We start from the raw sequence: 20,124 nt of genomic DNA, 5'->3' as shown, positions 1-20,124 counted from the left end.
CTTAGTCATCCTCCTTCAGAACGCGACGTTGTACTAAGCTAATCATACCAATTAACGTTGTAAACACTAAAGCGATTGAGCTAGAATATCCTACAAGACGATCAGTAAAGCCTTGTTGATAAATATAGTACACCATAGTAATTGTTGAGTTTAATGGACCACCTTGTGTCATAACCATTGGTTGCACAATCAGTTTAAAGGCAGAAATTAAAGTTGTTAACAATACAAACAGGGCTGTTGGTTTTAGTAGGGGCATCGTGATATAACGAAACTGAGCCCACTTTGAGAATCCATCTAATTCAGCAGCTTCATAGACATCTTGTGGAATATTCTGCATTCCTCCTAAAAATAAAAGCATCTGATAACCTGCACCCTGCCAAGCAGAAACAAAAACAATTGCATACATAGCTTGTTTAGGACTAGTCAAGAAAGGTTGAGAAGCAATACCTACCTTATTTAAAATAGCATTTAATAAGCCACTATTTGGATTTAAAAGATAAAGCCAAAGAATAGAAATAACTACCAAGGACATGACAACTGGAGCAAAAAAAGCCACTTTAAAAAACATATTCCCTTTGCGCTTTTTATTAACAATCAAAGCCATTCCTAAGGCCGCTCCCAATTGAACTGGAATAATCCAAACAACAAATTTCAAAGTATTCAAGAAGCTCTTTAAGAAAATCGGATCTTTTGTTAATCGAATAAAATTTTCAAGTCCAACAAATTTTCTTTCATCTGGTGTCAACAAATAATAATCTGTAAAAGCGTAATAAATGACCATTCCAACTGGAATTACTAAAAAGATACCTAATAAAATTAAAGCTGGAGCTAAAAAACTATAACCTAGTATGTTATCCTTTATTTTTTCACGTCTTTTTGTATCCACAACAGTTTCTTTACTCATATCCATCTCCTTTAATCATATATATCAAACTAGGCTATTAACAAGAAAGGGGAAGGTAGTTCCAAACATTTTCCTTCCACCTTCTTTTTTACAGATTATTTGAGTGACTGATCAATAGCAGTTTGCATTTCTTTTGTACGAGTATCCAAGACTTTTTGCACATTTGGATTTTCTTCATAATAGCTGATATCTTGCATCGCTTGTTGAAAAGCTCTAGAAACCTGAGGATATGCTACGACAACTGGGCGAGCATGAGCTGTTTTTGAATTTTGTTCCATCAAGAAACGCATTGGTTCGGACACTTTATCTTTGATATTTTCAATTGTAGATTTACGAATCGGAAGGACCGAATTCCCCAAGCTAATAATTTCACTTGATTCTGTATTTGTAGCAAATTTAACAAATTCAGATGCTGCCTCTTTTTTATCAGATTTTGTCGTAACAGCTAATTGCCAACTACCTGAAGGGGATACTAATTTTTTCGTCTTACTAGATACTGGGTAAGGAAGGATACCAAAATCAATATCTTTGTAGTTTGTATTCATGTCAGCAATCGTCCAAGAACCACTCAAAAGCATTGGATACTCTCCTGTTTCAAAACCTTTTTCGACTGGACTAACAGTTGTATAACCTTCTTTTACAAGATTTTGAATGAATTGAACTGCTTCTACACTCTCTTTTGAGTTGAAGTATCCTTCTGCCTTTGTTCCATCTTCGTTTACGACAGAACCATTATTTGACCAAATCAACGGCATATAAGCATATGGTAACATTTCATCGTTTGAATTAATACGAAAATCAATTGCCGGTTTGTTATAATGATCTTTCAATTTTTTAGCAATCGTATTAAATTCATCCCATGTCCATGGCTTTTCTAGCGTTGGAAGCTCTGATTCCGCAATTCCGGCCTCTTTGAACATTTTTTTGTTGTAATAAACACCAACATTCGATTCAGAAAATCCAAATGCATAGAATTTGCCATCATAAGTTCCTTGTTGTTTAATACTGTCCAAAACATCATCCATATTATTATCTTTTAGATAATCATCTAGCGGAGTAATCACTTTAGATTTTGCATAAGCTGCCGTATTTGGTCCATCAAGGGTAATAACATCTGGAAGACTATTAGTCGTGATAGCAGCATTAACCTTGTCTTCATATCCTCCACCACTACCACTACGAGGAATATACTCAGTTACAACTTTGTACTTACTTTTTCCTGATTGATTAAAGTTGTCAACAACTTTTTGCCAAGCTTTTCCTTCATTGGTTTCGTCAGAGAATTGTACCCAGACTTTAATATCATTTGAAGAACTAGCTTGTTTTGAGTTAGTTCCTCCACTACAACCTGCAAGTATAGCTAACGATAGCCCCGCAACAACAGATAACATTGTACCTTTACGCATTATTTTCCTCCTTTTTGAAACGTTTCATTTGTTGATTATATTATAACAGCGCTTTCATTAATTGTCAAGCGCTTTTTAAATTTTTTTTGTTGTTTTATCTCCCCAAAAATATGTGGGAATTACGATTCGTTTTTCTAGAATCTCTTCTCGCTTAATCATTTTCAGTATCATTGCAACAGATTCTTTTGCCATCATACCAATATCTTGAACTATTGTAGACACTAGATAAGATTGATCGACAGAAGTTTTTAAACCATCAAACCCAATTATCTGGTAATCATCAGGTGCTATTTTCCCCAGTTCTTTCATAACACTAATAACTCTCAGAGCCATCATATCATTTATTGTAAATATACCATCAATTTCTTTATGAGATTGCAAAAAAACTCTTATCTGATTTTCAGGATTTATTAAAGGTTCTTTCATTTCAAAATTATAGACATCTACTCCTAATTCCTTAGCTTTTTCTCTGAATCCTTTACTTCTGAGTATAGTCTCATTCTCATACATATTAATTGAACCAATAAAAGCAAGGTGCTTATTATCCCTTCTAACCAGTTCCTCTGCTGCAGTTTGTCCTCCTTTGTAATTTGCTGAAGTAACATAGCATACATTTTCCGAAAAATGTCTATCTATACTTACAAACGGTAAATCGGATAAAATATATTTGTCAATATCAGAATATGTAATACCAATAATTCCATCCACTTTATTTTGTTTCAACATTTCGATATATTCGATTTCATTTTGTGAATCGCTATCAGCGTTACAAATAAATAATTTATAATTATATTTTAATAACTCTTTCTCAACATGATAGGCAAACTCCGAGAAAAATGGATGCCATATGCTCGGAATAATCAAAGCGATAGTTTCTGTTCTATTCTTTTTCATACCTCGAGCATAATTATCAGGGATATAGTCCAATGTTTTTATAGCCCTTTGAACTTTCCTTAAAGTTACTTCTTTAATGCCTTTTTCTTTATTAATCACACGTGAAACTGTTCCAACACTAACTCCTGCTTCTAAAGCAACATCTTTCATGGTAATTGATTTTCTTTGTTCTACCATATTATCACCTCCTTTCAATATATAGTATCATGCAAACGCTTTTTAAGCAACTATTTCTCAATCATTTTTGACCAGATCCTTTTTCCTATCATGAATAAAATCACTCCAATCAGCTTTCTAAAATTCTTTCAATTTTCATGTGTGAACATCTACATAAAACAGGAAAAGCCTTTATTTGTTTCCTATCTCCCCTTTTTCATGATGTATTTTCGTACAGGTGCTTCAATAGTTTCTATAGTAAAATGAACCAAAAATAGTACACGTTGCGGTATAATGTTCTTATGGCATATTCATTAGATTTTCGTAAAAAGTTCTCTCCTATTTGTAAGCGAACAGGTATAGTCAATTGATTGTCAGTTTGAAGACCAAGAGTCGTAAGGCAAAATATGTGGCAGAATCCATCCAAGGGTGGCTAGCACAATTTCTAGTGAACCTCTTTAAATCTATTACATTTGACTGGGGAAAAGAGTTTTCAAAATGGAAAGATATTTCCAATCAGCACGATAGTGAGAGCTTTTTTGCGAATCTAGGATGTCCAAGACAGCGGTGTCTCAACGAACATTCAAATAGACTTTTAAGGTGTCATGACTTGCCAAAGTAGACAGATTTCAACAAAGTCAGTCAAGAATTTTAGGCTGGGCAAAAACTCAATTTCAGGAAAATGAAATAAATATTCCCACAATAAAACGCATAATATCAAAGTTTCAACACCTGATATTATACGTTTTTTAATTTTAAAGACTTTTTTCCCAGCCTCAAGAAATCACATCCCACCTAAATCCCTTGGATACCAAACACCTCATCAGGTATTTTCTGAGTTGGTAAGACTGTCTAGCTTAATTTGACAAATAGAGGGCGTTAAATCCAGTTTTTACAGGAAGTCTATTTAAATATTTTCACACTGACCTTACAAAATATGAAATAAATTATATAAAGTTATTCCCATGACAAAGAATAACATCCCTTTAAAACAGTATCTTACCCAATTTTCAGGTAAGACTTTTGATACAACCGTCCCCAATACCCCTCCGCATATAGAAGCAAGAAAAATAACTGGAACAGGTGCTAAATGATACTGATTTAAACCTGTAACCACAACAATTGTAGCCAAATGAGACAACTGGGAAAAGAAAATAATTGCAAGAGAATACATCGTTGCTTCTTTTATCGAAATAGAAAAAAACACCATCAATAAAGATACATTGAGCGGACCACCACCAATCCCTAAAAAACTAGAAATCAAGCCCAATAGAAGACCACAAATCATATAGAATCCTATCTTATCAAATTGATAAGTTTTTTTAAAATCTGCTAAAACAAATGATACAAGTAGCATCACAAATAGTAAAATCATTTGAACAATGAATACTAGCCGTACTGATAATTGAGATAACAGAACTTGAAAAATAAGATGACCTAGAAATCCTCCTAAAACAGAAGAAGAGGATACCGTAAAAATCAATCTCCATTTTATCTCTTTACTTTGTGAAAATCTTTTGATTGTTGAAATAATCGCCATTATAAAAACAGAGAAACTAGAATAAAAAGCAATATCACTGACCGAATGGTATCCAAAACTATCCATAAGTGGCTTAATTATAATTCCACCACCCATGCCTGATATAGAACCCAATCCACTAGCTATTATAATGATTAGAAAATAAATAATCTCAACCACTTTTTAAGTCCATCCTATTCTTTCAAACATCTAAAACCTAGATGGCTACTAGTTGAAGTAGAAATACATCCATTTCTAGCAGCTACTCGGTATCGATTACAATAAGAACAATGACATAAAAAGGAACCTCCTCTGATAGCATACTCCTCCTCTTGTATCCCATATTTTGGCAACTCATAGTCATCTTCATTAAAACTAGCTAATAAGGTATATCTCGGATTGCGACACCATTCCCAAACATTCCCAATCATTTGATATAGACCAAAATCATTAGGTAAAAATTCATAGACAGGAGCCGTTCCTATAAATCCATCTAAAGCAGTATTTTCATAAGGAAATCTTCCTTGCCAAGTATTGGCATGATAATATCCACCTTCTAAAAGAGTATCTCCCCAAGGATATTCAGATTGTCTTCCTCCTCTAGCAGCATATTCCCACTGTGCTTCAGTCGGTAAAGACATTCCGCTCCAATTACAGAAAGCCAATGCATCTTCTAAAGCAACATGAACTACTGGATGGTCTTCTAAACCCACTAGATTACTGTTCTCACCGTAGGGATGTTTCCAGCAAGCGTTCGGAACTTGTAACCACCACGGAGCCCCAGCAGGATGAGGATATCCCTCCCTTTCTGCCTCTGGAACGAACAATATAAAAACAAAAGACCACTCTTGTCGCTCAGCTAGTGTTTTATAGCCTGTTTCTTTCACAAATTGAGCAAATTCTTGATTCGTAACTGGAGTATCCGCAATGGAGAAATCCTTTACACTAACAGCGACTTGAGGACCTTCAAAATCATCTAAAAAGCCCTCTTCAGAATTTGTTCCCATCATAAATGTCCCACCCTTGATTTTTTTCATCTTCATGATTAAGTATCCCCCGTTTTCGTTAGAGTGGGTGTTATTTTAGATAGTTCAACAGGAACTAACTCTTCATCCACAACAAAACCTTCTTCTCTATATCTAAGAAAGTCTACTAATTTTTTCTTCATTTGACGAACAATAGGTTGGTATTTTTCACTTGGATACAAATCATTCATTTCATGCGGATCTTTTTTCATATCAAATAACTGATAATGATTTAAAACAGGAAACCAGATAAATTTCCACTGGTCTGTCAAGATATATTGACTAGAATCTTTTCCTAAAGCATGTTCACCATGAAATTCTGTTCGCCACCCCTCGTACTGTCCAAATAATAAATTCTTAACACTCCGTCCATCTAGTTCATCTGTAGTAGTTCCTCCTGCCAAATCCACGAGTGAAGGAAAAATATCTTGGATTTTCACTAATTGCTTGATTGTTCCCCTATTACCAGCTATCAATCCAGCCGGATCGTAAATGAACGAAGGAATGTGGATACTTCCTTGATAAGGATATCCCTTTCTAAACAGATAATGTTCACCAAGCTGATCCCCATGATCCGAAACGAACCAGATAATCGTATCTTTATCATGACGAAATTCTTTTAGGGCAGTCAAAAAGCGACTAATTTGATGGTCTATATGAGTAATCAATCCAAAATAAGCAGCAACCATTCTTCTTTGATCATCTTCCTTTAATTTCCCTCTTAAAGCATAAATAGACGGAATTTGCTTTTCTAATACTTCCCAATTCCCAATATGCAAATCGAGAAATTGAGGCAAGCGTTCCATATACATATCAAAATAGTATTTTGGGGGATTTAATGGAGCATGTGGTTTTTCAAAAGACATTTTGAGAAAAAAAGGAACCGTTGGATCTCTTCTTTGTAAAAATGAAATGGACTCACTCACAACCCAGTTTGTTGGATGTAACTTCTCATCTTTATCCCAAGGTCTAGCTTCCCAAGAATTACAATCCATTCCGTCATCAATCAAATCAACATCATAACCAACTTTACCCTTTAAAAAGGCTAGATAGTCACTAGCATAATCAAATTGACTTCCATAAGCCTTGTCATACTTTCTATCAACATGTAGATACCCATCGTGAAGCAAGACATGATCAAACCCAAGTCTCTGTCTGGAAGGAAAAACATGCATCTTACCAATACACTCTGTTTGATAACCCATATCTTTAAAGACTTTTGGAAGAGTATTAGTAAAATTCCAAGGCACCTCATCTTGATAACCAACACGTCCACTTTTATCTTGGTCTAAGCCAGTCAATAAAGCTGCCCTAGCAGGAACGCAAGAAGGAACTGGAGAATAGGCATTTTCAAAATTATAACCTACACTAGCCATCATATCTAATGTTGGAGTGCTAACTAGCTTATCCTTACTATTCAAGGATAAGGCGTCTGCTCTCATTTGATCTACAACAATCAAAATAATATTTGGCTGTTTTGTCTGAACCATAAAATCTCCTTTCTAATATGGCAAAAGAGGCACAAGAAGATATCTACCTTTACTGCACCCCTTTCTATATCAATCTTTCTATATAAAGCGATAACATTCTTGTTATGTTTTATAGAAAAATGAACTAAAATATGACTAAATCGATTAGAAAATTCAAATCATTTTCTAGCACTGTTTTAGAAGTTACAGTGTACTATTCTAACTTCAACAGACTATAAACCTTTGTCTAATAACAATTTTAGTGGAGATAAGAAATCCTACACCTAACTCATCTTACACGTAATCTATTTCTATTTTATCACAAAAAACGCAAGTAAGACCCTTAACTCAATTCAGTTTTATCTGCCATTTTCACAAATGGGAAATAAGTCAAGACACTAATAATCAAACAAACAACTGATAAGATGATGGCACGCCAATCAAATGCTGTAGAGAAGAAACCATATAAAATTGGTGGCATTACCCAAGTAACATTTTGCGTAACAGGTGAAACAAGACCCCAGCTTGTTGCCCAGTAAGCTACCGTTGCCATGAAAACTGGGCTAAGTACAAATGGTATAAATAGCAAAGGATTCAAGACAACTGGTAAACCATAATTGACCGGCTCACCAATATTAAACAGAACTGGTGCTAGACCAAGTTTGGCAACTTTTCGATAATGACTGTTTCTTGAAAAAATTAAAATAGCAAGTACTAATCCTAATCCTCCAAACCAGACAAACGCCCCAAAAGATCCACTTGTCCATATATAAGGAATCGGTTCACCTTTTTGGAAAGCATCCAAGTTCGCTAACATAGCAACTCCAAATAGCCCTTCCATGATGGGAGCCAATACATTTCCTCCATGGAGACCAAAAAACCAGAATAACTTATTCAAAAAGATCATCAGAATAACTGCAAAGAAACTTTGAGACAAACCTAGTAATGGCGTTTGTAACACCTTGTAAACCCAATCAATCAATAAGTCATTGCTAAGTAAATGGAAAACATAAGTCAAGATGGCTACTATATACATCGCCATAAATCCTGGAATGATAGAAGTGAACGGCTTAGCAATCGCAGGGGGAACTGAATCTGGTAACTTGATTACCCAGTTCTTTTTCATTACTTTACAGAAAATAATAGAGGCTAAAAATCCAATCATCATGGCTGTAAAGTAGCCTCTAGCATTGATATGGTTTCCTGGAATCACATTCCCAATAGTTACCATCAGATTTTTACCATCAAATGCTAGATTATCAATTCCTTGTAGGATTTGATCTAATTTCACATCTCCTACATTTGCCAAAGGGAAACTCTTTGTAACTGTACTTCCAATCGAAATGACAAACGAGGCAAGTGATACCAAACCAGCAGAAACTGTATCAACCTTGTAAATCTTAGCGATATTCACTCCCAAGCAATAGATGAACAACAATGAAACAATTGGTATACTTCCCTTGAATACCAAATTATTGATGTCAACAAGCCACTGAAAGGTTTTCGTAATACTTTCTAAGTGAAATTGTTGTGGTAAATCCACTAGAAAAGCATTTAATAACAAAGCAATGGAACCTGTCATAATAACAGGCATAGTCCCCACAAATGAATCACGTAAAGCAACTAAAAACTTCTGATTCCCAACTTTCATTGCAATTGGAGAAAGTTTTTCTTGCATTTTATCCAACATTGTATTCATACCAAACTCCTAATTTTTTTCAAATCGTTTGTACACTTCTACCACTTCTTTTGCTAAGTCAACAAAGGTCAGACTCGTCATTAAATGATCTTGCGCGTGTACCATCAAGAGGCTAATTGAAGTTTCTTCCCCCTGTGCCTCTCTTGTCAACATTTCTGTTTGAGCTTTATGCGCCTGTAATAAGGCAGCATTCGCATCAGCTAATCTTTGATTGGCTTTTGAGAAATCAGCTTTTTTTGCTGCCTGAATAGCCTCCATAGCATTACTTTTGGCTTCCCCACCATACATAATTAGCCCCATTACAGATTCTAAATTACTTTCATTCATAGCATTCTCCTCAATCTTAGTCTAATAAACTTTCAGCTAAATCTAAGACTTTAGAACCATTCATCATTCCGTAATCTGTCATCGGAATAACCGCCACAGGAATCTGTCTATCTTTTAGTTTTTCTTGAAAGTCCCCTAGTAAATAGCGAACTTGAGGGCCTAAAAGCAACACATTTACTTCCTTTGTTGCTACAATTTCTTCTGCTTCAGGAGCTGGAACTGCAAAAATTTCTGCATCCAACCCCTTATCTTCTGCTGCCTTTTGCATCTTTGTCACTAGCAGACTTGTACTCATACCTGCTGCACATGCTAACATAATTGTTACTTTAGCCATAGCTTACTCCTTTATCACCTATTTACTGACCTAGCCAAGCGAGATACTGTATGTCTCACTCCTCTAATTGCCTTGCTCAATGCATAAATATTCTCGACTGTTGCCAGTCCCCCATATCCTGCGTCACCTATATGTTGAATATCAACTCCACAAATTTTATTTCTCAGCGCTATTTCCCTAATTGTCTCCGTATCAGATGTTTCTTGGCTAGTCCCAATAGCACTCAGTACTAGCCCACCTTTACTGTGAACTAAATCTACCACTGCGCGTAATTCTTCATCGTTAAAAGAAGGAACTGTCCCAACAGCTGGAACCAAAATCACATCTGCACCTGCTTCAAGCAACTGCTCCGCAACGGAAATATCCGCGACAGGTTCCTTTACACCAGCGCCGTGCATTTTACCAGCTATAATCAAACCTGAGAAATTCTCTTTAGCAGATTGAACTGCTTTGATAATCTCTTGATTGCTAACTCCTGTACCTGGATTTCCAGTCAGACAAACAAAATCAAACCCAAGTTCTTCAATCCTCTTAAAGGTATCTCTGTTTGCAACACGACCTGCAACAATTTCCTGTGTTTCCTCTAGCATCTTTGCAGATGGGTCAATCGGTTCCAAATTTACACCAATTGGGCAAGCAACGAGCTGGTGTAAGCGATGAATAACATCATCACCTGAACTATCCAAAGCATAAATTTTAGGCTCAAAAACATCAACACAATTCAATAAAATCATGTCAGCTCCAAAAGCTCTAGCAATTTCAGAATTAGTGATATCTCCAACAAATGTCTCACGAGTGGCTACATTTTCAGATAGAACAACTCTACCTTCACTTGCTAAAATACTTTGTTTTAATTCTTCAGCATTCATCTCTAATATCTCAGATGGATTTGCACTAATTAAACGTTTCATTCTCAATCCTCCAACTGATTGAAATATTTTCGTAACAACTAGGCTCTATATCATTGTTAGCAAGAACCCCTATCATCACATACTACTCTATTTTCTATCTTGTGAATTACTTTCCATTATTTTCCGTTGCACTTCCTCTTAAATATATTTTATTATCAAAAGTTATCAATTAGCTTTATTTTTTGACGTCAAGTTGTTATTTGATTATCTTTTGTTATTTATATTTTACAACTATAAGAAAGCCTTGTCAAGGATTTGTGTAAACATTTGATTATTTTTTATTATCAATATATAATAAAAAGAGACTTGTAGGTAATGAAAAGCTTAAAAAGCTTAAAAAGATTAACATCTACATTTTTCCATAACAAAAAATCATAAGATTTTAAAAATCTGACAACTAGAAAGACAACTAATATGACCTTATCTAAGAAACAATTACAACTAAGAGCTAAAATACTGGAGACAATTTATACATTAGGCCCCATTTCACGAATTGAAATTGCTACAAAAACAGGAATAACACCTGCAACAACCAGCAGTATCACAAATGAGTTGATTAAAGAAAACATTCTCTTAGAACTTGGTGAAGACGAACACGATACAAGTGTAGGAAGAAAAAAATCCTGCTAGATATTCAAGCTAAACGATTTTACTACATTGGTTGTGAACTATCTGAAAAACACTTTACTTTTTCTTTAGGAGATAATCTAGGAAACATCTTAAAAGAAGAGAAAGAAATTGTTACTAAACAGTTAATCCAAGAAAAGGGGAATCAACTCATTAGCCAGACACTAAAGCAATTCTTAAATAACTGCTCTGATTATGCAATAGAAGCAATTGGAATTGCGCTACCTGGTCGCTATTTAGATGATTATAAAATAACAACAAACAATCCTTTATGGCAACATATCGACTTAGAAATGATTCAATCTCACTTTGATAAGCCTTTGTTTTTCTCTAACAATGTTAACTGTATGGCTATAGGTAAACGCCTATTTAGCCGCCAACAGAATGACCCTAATTTTGCTTATTTTCATTTTGCTAGAGGTATGCACTGTTCTTATATCTACGACGGGAACATTTATGGGAAAGGAAATCTAATGATTGGAGAAATAGGGCATACAGTTGTTTCATCTGAGGGAGAAGAATGTAGTTGCGGGCGCAAGGGATGCTTACAAACTTTTGCTGGAGAATCTTGGTTAATCAAAAAATCAAAAATTCTATATCATCAATCTACCTATTCTTTACTTCCTAGCTTAGTCAAAAATGCCGATGATATTGATATCCAAGTTATTTTAACCGCTTATCAATTAGGTGACACTGGAATAATCACACTTATCCATCAAGCCTTACTCTATCTTAGTCAAACCATTTTAAATATCAGTATGATGATTGACTCTCAAAAAATCTACCTACATAGTCCTTTACTAACAAATCAGCACATCATCCAAAAACTATATAGTGAAATGAACTACAAACCCAAATTGCTCTATAATCGCCTACCTGAAGTTATTATTGAACCTTATAATGATTTTACAGCTGCACACTCAGCTATTGCACTTTGTTTGTATCATACAATTCTACATTCCTAATTTTCTATTACATTTAATAAATAGGCTAAAAAGAGGGAGTATATCATAAAAAGCGAACAAACCTGTTTTCTGAAAATCAGAATTCTGTTTTGTTCGCTTTCTTTATATTTGTAATTAAACTCCTATCTCCCCTTTTTCATGATGTATTTTCGTACAGGTGTTTCAACCATTTGAACGATTTCAAATCCTTCTTTTTGATAAAGGTGCTGGGCTGCTTGATTTGCTTCGAAGACATTTAGAGAAATACTGTCTATGTCTCCATTTTCAAAGGCCAAACTAACAAATTTCCTGAAAACCTGGCTACCTAAGCCCTGCCCCTGTTTCTCGGGATTGATAAAAAATCTTCCAATATGAAGATTCCTGCCTTCTAGCCTGATTTTCTGGATAAGTCCCACAAACTCTTGTCCATCAAAGATTGAAAAGATTCCTTCCAACTCTTGCAAAACTTGAATTGTCAAGGGAAAAGGAATCATTGTTCCCATCCATTGTTCTTGAAAGGATTTGCCAAGAGAGTTGGACCATTTGCATACGAGCTGAGCGTTTTCTGTACTCACCTTTTCTTCAAAACGAATTATCATCTTTGCCTCACCATCTTATCTATGTTTCTCCATTATACTACTTCTCCCATTTTTTACGAATAGATAAGTATGATTGATTTTTATTTTTTTCTTGTTGGGAGCATTCTCGCTTCCTTTCTTGGTTTGGTCATTGACCGCTTTCCAGAGCAATCTATTATCTTTCCAGCTAGTCATTGTGATTCCTGTCAGACTCGCTTGCGGCCCTTAGATTTGATTCCGATTCTCTCGCAGGTTTTTAATCGCTTTCGCTGTCGCTACTGCAAGGCTACTTATCCTGTCTGGTATGCCCTTTTTGAACTAGGCTTAGGGCTCCTATTTCTGTCCTGGTCTTGGAGCTTTCTTTCCTTGGGTCAAGTCATCCTAATCACTGCTGGTTTGACCTTGGGCATCTACGACTTTCGCCATCAGGAATATCCCTTACTGGTCTGGATGACTTTTCATATAATCCTAATGGCCTGCTCTGGCTGGAATCTAGTCATGGTCTTCTTCCTTGTACTTGGAATTGTGGCTCATTTTATCGATATCCGCATGGGCGCAGGGGATTTTCTCTTTTTAGCTTCTTGTGCTATCGTCTTTAGCGCAACAGAATTACTGATCTTGATTCAGTTTGCTTCGGCGACGGGCATCCTAGCCTTTCTCCTGCAAAAGAAAAAGGAAAGACTTCCTTTTGTGCCTTTCCTCTTACTCGCTACTTGTGTGATTATTTTTGGTAAGCTACTGCTTGTTTGATAAAGTCCAATTTCTGCCATATGTCCTTCATGAAATTATTTCACAGTTAAATTATAAATTATTTCTTTTATACAAAGGAATGATGTTATCAAATCGATCCGTTCTTTTATCTTCTTGATACTGATCAAAAAATTTCATTTCGACTGAAAATATTTCGCTTATAAACTGTAAACGAATACTTTGTTTAGACATTATAGTCGCTAGACTGACTAGATGATTACTCAAAACGACGTCCAGAATACTCTTTACTTTGCTTGGTTTTTTAACAAAAATTTGATCATCCAGAGGTTCTATCATTTTGTAACCTTTTTGCGCAATTTGACGATAAAAGTAAGAATGTTGCTTTGGAGTCAATAATCCTAACTTAAAAGCTCGATACTCTAAAGCCTGTATCGAAACATTCAAATCCGACTTCAATAAAATATAACTATCAGGATTGCTGACACGCTTGCCAACCCTCTCTTCAAATTTGACTAAAAACTCTTCTTTTGGCAATAAAAAACATGATGCAAAATAATTTGCTTCTTGCTCCAAACGATCGCCATCTTCATTCATATCTTTATATTTGTGTAAAAGAATATGTCCTAGCTCATGAGCTAAGTCAAAATTTCGACGTACAGATGATTTATTCGTTCCCAACACAATATAAGGTCTTCCCAATTTTGACCATGCGCTATAAGCATCAGCTTGGCCATTAATTAATCGTTCCACGATATAGATGCCTGAACGTTCTAATTTATAAAGCAAATCATGATTATCTTTTGAAATACCTAATTTTTCCCTGGCATAAAGAGCCAATTCCTCAATGGATTCTCCCTTATGATAAGATTCACTCACTACATTACTTAGGTCATGAATTGTAATATTAGGTATAATTACAAAACTTTCAAAATAATCAATCAAACTATCTACCTTATGTAAATACATAGTTTGAATATCTATTGTTTTCCGTGTTGCTAGGTCTGCATTTCTAAAGGCAATTACAGAAGAATCAAATCGAATACTTTCTTCTTCTTGTTCAAAATAAGTTAAATCAACATGAAATTGGTTGGCCAAATGCATTTTGGTTGATAATTTAGGTTTCGTTTCGTTGGACTCAAACTGCCAAATGGCTTGTTCCGTTAAATCAATTCTCTGAGCTAATTCTGCTCTACTTAAACCATTTAACAGCCGTAATTCTTTCAATACCCGACCATTAAACATTTACATACTCCTTACTACTTTTGACCTTCTTGTTTTTCTATTCTTGGAATAATTTCAAAATCTTCTGTTTCCGATAATTCTGAAAAATTAGGAATATTTTGATATTTAGCTTCTTCGAAATGGTACGAACTTGATTGAATATACTCAGACAAATCTTGAATCAAGTGTAACTGACCAGTTCGTGCATCAGGCATAACAACATCTACAGATATAATATTGTTTTCTAAGTCCGCCTCATAAGTTAAAATCATAAATTTTTCGATATTCGAATTTTTAGTAGCTTGTTCAATTTCTTGAATCATTTCATCAGAAACTAACTCCATCTGAATTGGAAAAGAATGACTATCTTCATCATTTTTATAGGAAGAATGTTGATTAAGATAAAGTGTATTCATCTGAGCATATTCAAATAAGTAGCCACTCTTATTTTTTTGTACCAAAGGAAATTGGTTCGTAAGTCGCTTCTTACCCTTTATAATTAACAATACTTTCCCATATTTTTCTGTATTTGTTTCAAATTCTAAATATCCCCAAGTCTGTCCTGCTAATTTTAATTTATACTCAAACAAATCTGCTGATGCAAATGCAGTATCAATATGATTAGGTCGCGTCCATGCATAACCATTCGACACTATCATGGTCTCTCTTTTTTCTATACGTTCATCTACATAATCTTTTTGCCCTTTCATCAAAGTATCTACAATTTTTTGTGCCTCAAGCGAATCAAAGAGATCCTGATTCAACATAATTCTTCCTCCTTCAAATTCTTTTTAATGAATTATATCATTTTCTTAAAGAAATTACTACAATAATTAGCTTTTTCTTAAAGTTGCATATCAGAGTAATTTAGAAAATTATATCTTCTATAGTAAAATCAATTAAAAACTGAACAAATTTATTGGGAAATTCAAATCACTTTCTTAAAATATTTTAGGAATCATAATGTACTATTCCAGATTCAATTCATTATAAAACTAGCCTTTCTCCTACAAAAGAAAAAGGAAAGACTTCCTTTCGTGCCTTTCCTCTTGTTCGCTGCTTGTGTAATTATTTTTGGTAAGCTACTGCTTGTTTGATAAAGTCCTCAATTGGCTCTCCTTCATGGAGAGCTTTTACGATTTTTGAACCGACGATAACGCCATCTGACACCGCATTGAAGCGTTCTACATCGGCTTGACTAGATACGCCAAAACCTGTCAATACTGGGATATCAGCTACTTGATGCAGTTGAGTCAAGTGCTTGTCCAAGTCTGCACGGTAATTGCCAGATTTCCCTGTCACCCCATTGATGGCAACGGCATAGACAAATCCTTCTGCCCCTTCAATCAACTCTTTCTGGCGCTCAATTCCTGTCGTCAAACTAACTAGGGGAATCAAGGCCATGTCTGTATCTGCCAAAAATGGTTCTACAAAGTTGGCATGCTCATGAGGCAGGTCTGGAATAATCAAGCCCTTAACCGCTGTATCTTCCAAATCTTTGACAAAGTTCTCCACACCGTACTGAAAGAGGGGGTTGAAGTAGGTCATGATGACAAGTGGCACCTCTGTTTGAATGGTTTTCAAGGTTTCAACCAAAGCCTGGGTAGAGGTCCCGTGGGCTAAACTGCGCAAGCCAGCTTCTTCGATAACAGGTCCATCTGCAACAGGGTCTGAAAAGGGAATACCCACTTCAATAGCCGAAACACCCAAATCTTCTAAAAAGTGTATTGTTTCTCCTAGTCCATCCAAACCTTTTTCGTGGTCCCCAGCCATGATATAAGGAACGAAAATTCCTTTTCCAGTTGCTTTTATAGCGTTTAATTTTTCTGTTAGTGTCTTAGGCATGAGCTTCTCCCTTCTTTGCTGCATCTGCTTCCAAGCGGTCTTTGACTTGAACCACATCCTTATCCCCACGACCTGATAGACAGACAATCATAGACTTATCCGGTCCAAGTTCTTTGGCCAACTTCACCGCAAAAGCGATCGCATGGCTTGATTCCAAGGCTGGGATAATCCCTTCCACACGAGACAAGAGTTGGAATCCTTCCAAGGCTTCTTCGTCTGTCACAGGGACATAGCTGGCACGTTTAATATCGTGGTAGTGAGAATGTTCTGGACCGATACCAGGATAGTCCAAACCTGCTGAGATAGAGAAGGCTTCAAGAATTTGACCATGGGCATCTTGGAGCACATCCATGAGAGAACCGTGAAGGACACCCGGACGACCCTTGGTCAAGGTAGCTGCGTGGTGCTCTGTATCCACACCAAGTCCTGCTGCTTCAGCCCCATACATAGCTACAGACTCATCTTCTACAAAGGGATGGAAGAGCCCGATAGCATTAGAACCACCACCAACACAGGCTACTAGGGCATCTGGCAGATCTTGACCTGTCATATCGCGATACTGTTGTTTAGCTTCTCGACCAATGACACTTTGGAAGTCACGAACGATTTCTGGGAATGGATGAGGTCCCAAGGCAGAACCAAGGATATAGTGGGTATCATCGATATTAGCCACCCATGAACGAAGGGCTGCATTGACCGCATCCTTGAGCACGCGCGAACCATCTGTCACTGCCTCAACCTTGGCTCCCAAAAGCTCCATACGGAAGACATTGAGGGCTTGGCGTTTGACATCTTCCTCACCCATGTAGATAGTACATTCCATGTTAAAGAGGGCTGCAGCAGTTGCAGTTGCCACACCGTGCTGACCAGCACCTGTTTCAGCGATAATTTTCTTTTTGCCCATGCGTTTAGCCAGAAGAACTTGTCCCAAGGCATTGTTAATCTTGTGGGCCCCTGTATGGTTAAGGTCTTCACGTTTAAGATAAATCTTGGCTCCGCCGATATGCTGGGTCAAGTTTTTTGCGTAGTAAAGGGGAGTTTCACGTCCCACATACTGACGCAAAAGTTGGTTTAATTCCTCTTGGAAACTTGGGTCTGCCTGACTTTCACGGTAGGCCTTCTCCAATTCCAAAACTGCTGTCATCAATGTTTCTGGGACAAAACGTCCGCCGAATTTTCCGTAAAATCCATCTTTATTTGGTTCTTGATATGCCATTCTTTACCCTCTCTATAAATCTTCTAATCTTTTCATAATCTTTTTGTCCATCTGTCTCCACTCCGCTTGATACATCTACTGCATAGGGAGTAAAGTGTTGAATTGCTTTTACTACATTGCCTTCATTAAGCCCACCTGCGATAAAGAAAGGCTGAGTTAGTCCAATCGTATCCAGTTGAGCCCAGTCAAAGGTCTGGCCACTCCCAGCCACAGGGGCATCAAAGAGTAGATAGTCTGCCTGAGAATTGGGTACATGCCCCTCTCCATCCACCTGCACAGCCTGAATACTGGCACAAGGCAAATTCTCAAACAAATCATCTGCCACCTGACCGTGAACTTGAACCAAGTCCAAGCCAACTTTGTCAATGACTTCTAGCAGTTGAGCCCGACTTGGTAAAACAAATACACCAACCTTTTTGACATCCGCAGGAATATGCTTTGCCAGCTCAGCAGCCTGATCCAAGGTCACCTGTCTTTTACTAGGTGCGAAGACAAAACCGATATAGTCGGCTCCTGCTGACACGGCTGTCTCCACCGCTTCTTTGGTCGATAGTCCGCAAATTTTAACCTTTGTCAATCTGCAACTCCTTGATTCTCTGGGCCACATCTTCCGCCTGCATGAGAGCTGTCCCTACCAAAATTCCGTTAAAGTATGGCGCTACTCGTTCCGCATCCTGCCCTGTAAAAATAGCAGATTCAGAAATGTACAAGCAATCATCTTTGAAATGTTTAGCCAAGTCCACACTGGTCTGCAAGTCAACTTCAAAGGTGATCAAGTTGCGGTTATTGACCCCGATAATCTGGGCACCAAGTCTGTGAGCCACTTCTAGTTCAGCTAGATTATGAGTCTCCACTAAAACTTCCAGACCAAGCTCTGTCGCGTAGTCATACAGTTCCTTGAGGCGTTCTTCTGACAAGGCAGCCACAATGAGCAGGATGACTGTCGCACCTGCATTGCGAGCTCGAATGATTTGCTTTTCATCGATGATAAAGTCCTTGTTAAGCGTCGGAATGTTTACCTGACTGGAAATCTCCCGTAGATAATCCAAATGTCCTTTAAAGAAAACTTCATCTGTCAAAACAGAAATCATCACTGCTCCGTTTTCTTCATAAGTCTGGGCCTGTTGCACAATATCCACATCGAGATTGATATCTCCCAAACTAGGGCTAGCCTTCTTGACCTCAGCGATTACCTGCAAGCGGTCCTGATGATTCTTCAAAAATTCTGCCAAGCGATAGGTCTGGCGCAGGGGCTGGATTTCCTCCAGCTTCATTTGCTCGACTTCATGCGCCTTCTGCTCCAAAATTCGTGCTAAAAATTCCTGACTCATTTTTGGTACTCCTGTAACAGTCTAAGTTTTTCAAGGGCCTTGCCACTAGCAATGACTTGGCGGGCCAAGGCAACTCCATCCTTGATATTATCTACCTTACCATTAGCATAGAAACCAAGACCAGCATTTAAAACTGTCGTTTCCAAGAATGGACTTGGTACATTTTTAAGAACGCTGAGCAAAATTTCTGCATTTTCCTGAGCATTGCCTCCACGAATATCTTCGATAGCGTAGCCTTCCATCCCCAGATCTTCTGGAGTAAAGCTTGACAAGGTGATTTCGCCATTTTCAAGAAGAGCAATCTTGGTTGTTCCGTTCAAGCCAGCTTCATCCAGTCCTTCTGGTCCAGCGACCACGATAGCACGTTTGCGACCCATATTTTTCAAAACCTGAGCTGTACTTTCTAGCAGTTCTGGACGACTAATACCAAGAAGCTGTGTTTCCAAGGCCATTGGGTGAATCAGTGGACCAGTCAAGTTCATGATCGTTGGAATTCCCAATTCCAAACGAGCTGGCATGATGTATTTCATCGCTGGATGCATATTTTTAGCGAAGAGAAAGACGATTCCAGTTTTATCAAAGACCTTACCTAGTTCAGCTGGTTTGAGGTCAAGATTGATGCCCAAGGCTTCGAGGACATCTGCAGAACCAGATTTAGAAGAAATCGAGCGATTACCATGTTTTGCCATATGAACACCGCCACCAGCCAAGACAAAGGCTGCAGTTGTGGAAATGTTAAAGCTGAAAGACTTGTCCCCACCTGTACCACAGTTGTCCATGGCATCATGGATTTCAGTTGGGATATGTTGGGCATGTCCTCTCATGACTTGGGCAATGGCTGTGCGTTCTTCAGGTGTTTCCCCCTTCATCTTAAGAGCTAAGAGGAGAGAAGCAATCTGCGCCTCCGTTACACGGCCAGTTACGATACGCTCGATGACATCCGTCATTTCCACACCTGATAAATTTTCAAATTTTGCTAGTTTTTCAATAATCTCTTTCATCCTAGT

At 37.2% G+C, this 20,124-nt stretch carries 19 protein-coding genes and 2 pseudogenes; 3 read left to right on the top strand and 18 right to left on the bottom strand.

Annotated elements, in window-relative coordinates:
* Window position 1: 1 nt before the first annotated feature.
* The 10 genes from HT711_RS02380 to HT711_RS02335 form a co-directional block, all read right to left on the bottom strand.
* The gene (locus HT711_RS02380) at window positions 2-904 is read right to left on the bottom strand and encodes a sugar ABC transporter permease (RefSeq protein WP_000032532.1); all 903 of its coding nucleotides are present in this window, start codon (window positions 902-904) and stop codon (window positions 2-4) included.
* 95 nt (window positions 905-999) lie between these two features.
* The gene (locus tag HT711_RS02375; RefSeq protein ID WP_060628702.1) at window positions 1,000-2,310 is read right to left on the bottom strand and encodes a sugar ABC transporter substrate-binding protein; all 1,311 of its coding nucleotides are present in this window, start codon (window positions 2,308-2,310) and stop codon (window positions 1,000-1,002) included.
* Window positions 2,311-2,385: 75 nt separating this feature from the next.
* On the bottom strand, window positions 2,386-3,381 hold the full coding sequence (locus HT711_RS02370) for a LacI family DNA-binding transcriptional regulator (protein ID WP_173233204.1): 996 nt from the start codon (window positions 3,379-3,381) through the stop codon (window positions 2,386-2,388).
* Window positions 3,382-4,288: 907 nt separating this feature from the next.
* Window positions 4,289-5,059: a TSUP family transporter gene (locus HT711_RS02365; protein ID WP_173233206.1), complete on the bottom strand. Its 771-nt coding sequence runs from the start codon at window positions 5,057-5,059 to the stop codon at window positions 4,289-4,291.
* Window positions 5,060-5,073: 14 nt separating this feature from the next.
* Window positions 5,074-5,922: a formylglycine-generating enzyme family protein gene (locus tag HT711_RS02360; RefSeq protein ID WP_088788311.1), complete on the bottom strand. Its 849-nt coding sequence runs from the start codon at window positions 5,920-5,922 to the stop codon at window positions 5,074-5,076.
* 2 nt (window positions 5,923-5,924) lie between these two features.
* Entirely contained in the window at window positions 5,925-7,394 is a 1,470-nt protein-coding gene (locus HT711_RS02355; RefSeq protein WP_173249716.1) for an arylsulfatase, read from the bottom strand.
* 322 nt (window positions 7,395-7,716) lie between these two features.
* Window positions 7,717-9,072 (bottom strand): PTS sugar transporter subunit IIC, encoded by a 1,356-nt coding sequence (locus HT711_RS02350; RefSeq protein WP_001094994.1) that lies wholly within the window; start codon window positions 9,070-9,072, stop codon window positions 7,717-7,719.
* A 9-nt stretch (window positions 9,073-9,081) separates the two neighbouring features.
* Complete coding sequence (locus HT711_RS02345; RefSeq protein WP_173233210.1) at window positions 9,082-9,399, bottom strand: PTS lactose/cellobiose transporter subunit IIA; 318 nt, start codon at window positions 9,397-9,399, stop codon at window positions 9,082-9,084.
* Window positions 9,400-9,415: 16 nt separating this feature from the next.
* Complete coding sequence (locus tag HT711_RS02340) at window positions 9,416-9,733, bottom strand: PTS sugar transporter subunit IIB (protein WP_001151646.1); 318 nt, start codon at window positions 9,731-9,733, stop codon at window positions 9,416-9,418.
* 14 nt (window positions 9,734-9,747) lie between these two features.
* Window positions 9,748-10,644 carry a haloacid dehalogenase-like hydrolase gene (locus HT711_RS02335; protein ID WP_173233213.1) on the bottom strand — a complete coding sequence of 299 codons (897 nt, stop codon included), beginning with the start codon at window positions 10,642-10,644 and terminating at the stop codon, window positions 9,748-9,750.
* 414 nt (window positions 10,645-11,058) lie between these two features.
* On the opposite strand from HT711_RS02335, the pseudogene HT711_RS02330 reads away from it, so the two are divergent.
* Window positions 11,059-12,236 (top strand): annotated as a pseudogene (locus HT711_RS02330) (ROK family transcriptional regulator).
* A 122-nt stretch (window positions 12,237-12,358) separates the two neighbouring features.
* Here HT711_RS02330 and HT711_RS02325 read toward each other — a convergent pair.
* Window positions 12,359-12,814, bottom strand: coding sequence for a GNAT family N-acetyltransferase (locus tag HT711_RS02325; RefSeq protein WP_173233217.1), 456 nt, complete (start codon window positions 12,812-12,814; stop codon window positions 12,359-12,361).
* Window positions 12,815-12,883: 69 nt separating this feature from the next.
* Between HT711_RS02325 and HT711_RS02320 the strand changes: the two genes are divergently transcribed.
* Window positions 12,884-13,543, top strand: a complete 660-nt coding sequence (locus tag HT711_RS02320) for an A24 family peptidase (protein ID WP_173213100.1) — start codon at window positions 12,884-12,886, stop codon at window positions 13,541-13,543.
* A gap of 51 nt (window positions 13,544-13,594) precedes the next feature.
* On the opposite strand, the gene HT711_RS02315 is transcribed toward HT711_RS02320, so the two are convergent.
* Window positions 13,595-14,746 carry an XRE family transcriptional regulator gene (locus HT711_RS02315; protein ID WP_130886591.1) on the bottom strand — a complete coding sequence of 384 codons (1,152 nt, stop codon included), beginning with the start codon at window positions 14,744-14,746 and terminating at the stop codon, window positions 13,595-13,597.
* 14 nt (window positions 14,747-14,760) lie between these two features.
* A complete protein-coding gene (locus tag HT711_RS02310; RefSeq protein ID WP_173213102.1) occupies window positions 14,761-15,492 on the bottom strand; it encodes a hypothetical protein in 732 nt (243 codons plus the stop codon).
* Window positions 15,493-15,720: 228 nt separating this feature from the next.
* Here HT711_RS02310 and HT711_RS02305 point away from each other — a divergent pair.
* Window positions 15,721-15,822, top strand: a pseudogene (locus tag HT711_RS02305) (prepilin peptidase); the annotation flags it as partial.
* Here the strand turns inward: HT711_RS02305 and trpA are convergent.
* The 5 genes from trpA to trpD are packed head-to-tail and all read right to left on the bottom strand — an operon-like array spanning window position 15,794 to window position 20,118.
* Window positions 15,794-16,570, bottom strand: a complete 777-nt coding sequence (gene trpA / locus HT711_RS02300) for a tryptophan synthase subunit alpha (protein ID WP_112443832.1) — start codon at window positions 16,568-16,570, stop codon at window positions 15,794-15,796. The pseudogene HT711_RS02305 and the gene trpA overlap by 29 nt on opposite strands.
* Window positions 16,563-17,786, bottom strand: a complete 1,224-nt coding sequence (trpB, locus tag HT711_RS02295) for a tryptophan synthase subunit beta (protein ID WP_049491302.1) — start codon at window positions 17,784-17,786, stop codon at window positions 16,563-16,565. The genes trpA and trpB overlap by 8 nt, the downstream gene beginning before the upstream one ends.
* Window positions 17,764-18,363, bottom strand: a complete 600-nt coding sequence (locus tag HT711_RS02290) for a phosphoribosylanthranilate isomerase (RefSeq protein WP_173213104.1) — start codon at window positions 18,361-18,363, stop codon at window positions 17,764-17,766. The genes trpB and HT711_RS02290 overlap by 23 nt, the downstream gene beginning before the upstream one ends.
* Entirely contained in the window at window positions 18,350-19,117 is a 768-nt protein-coding gene (gene trpC / locus HT711_RS02285; RefSeq protein WP_173233219.1) for an indole-3-glycerol phosphate synthase TrpC, read from the bottom strand. The genes HT711_RS02290 and trpC overlap by 14 nt, the downstream gene beginning before the upstream one ends.
* Window positions 19,114-20,118: an anthranilate phosphoribosyltransferase gene (gene trpD, locus HT711_RS02280; RefSeq protein ID WP_173233221.1), complete on the bottom strand. Its 1,005-nt coding sequence runs from the start codon at window positions 20,116-20,118 to the stop codon at window positions 19,114-19,116. The genes trpC and trpD overlap by 4 nt, the downstream gene beginning before the upstream one ends.
* Between the last annotated feature and the right edge of the window lie 6 nt (window positions 20,119-20,124).

Origin of the sequence: Streptococcus sp. 1032 (genome assembly GCF_013277015.1) — a bacterium.
GTDB lineage: Bacteria > Bacillota > Bacilli > Lactobacillales > Streptococcaceae > Streptococcus.
Note: the sequence above shows the minus strand (reverse complement) of the source record. Positions and strands in the feature narration are given on the sequence as shown.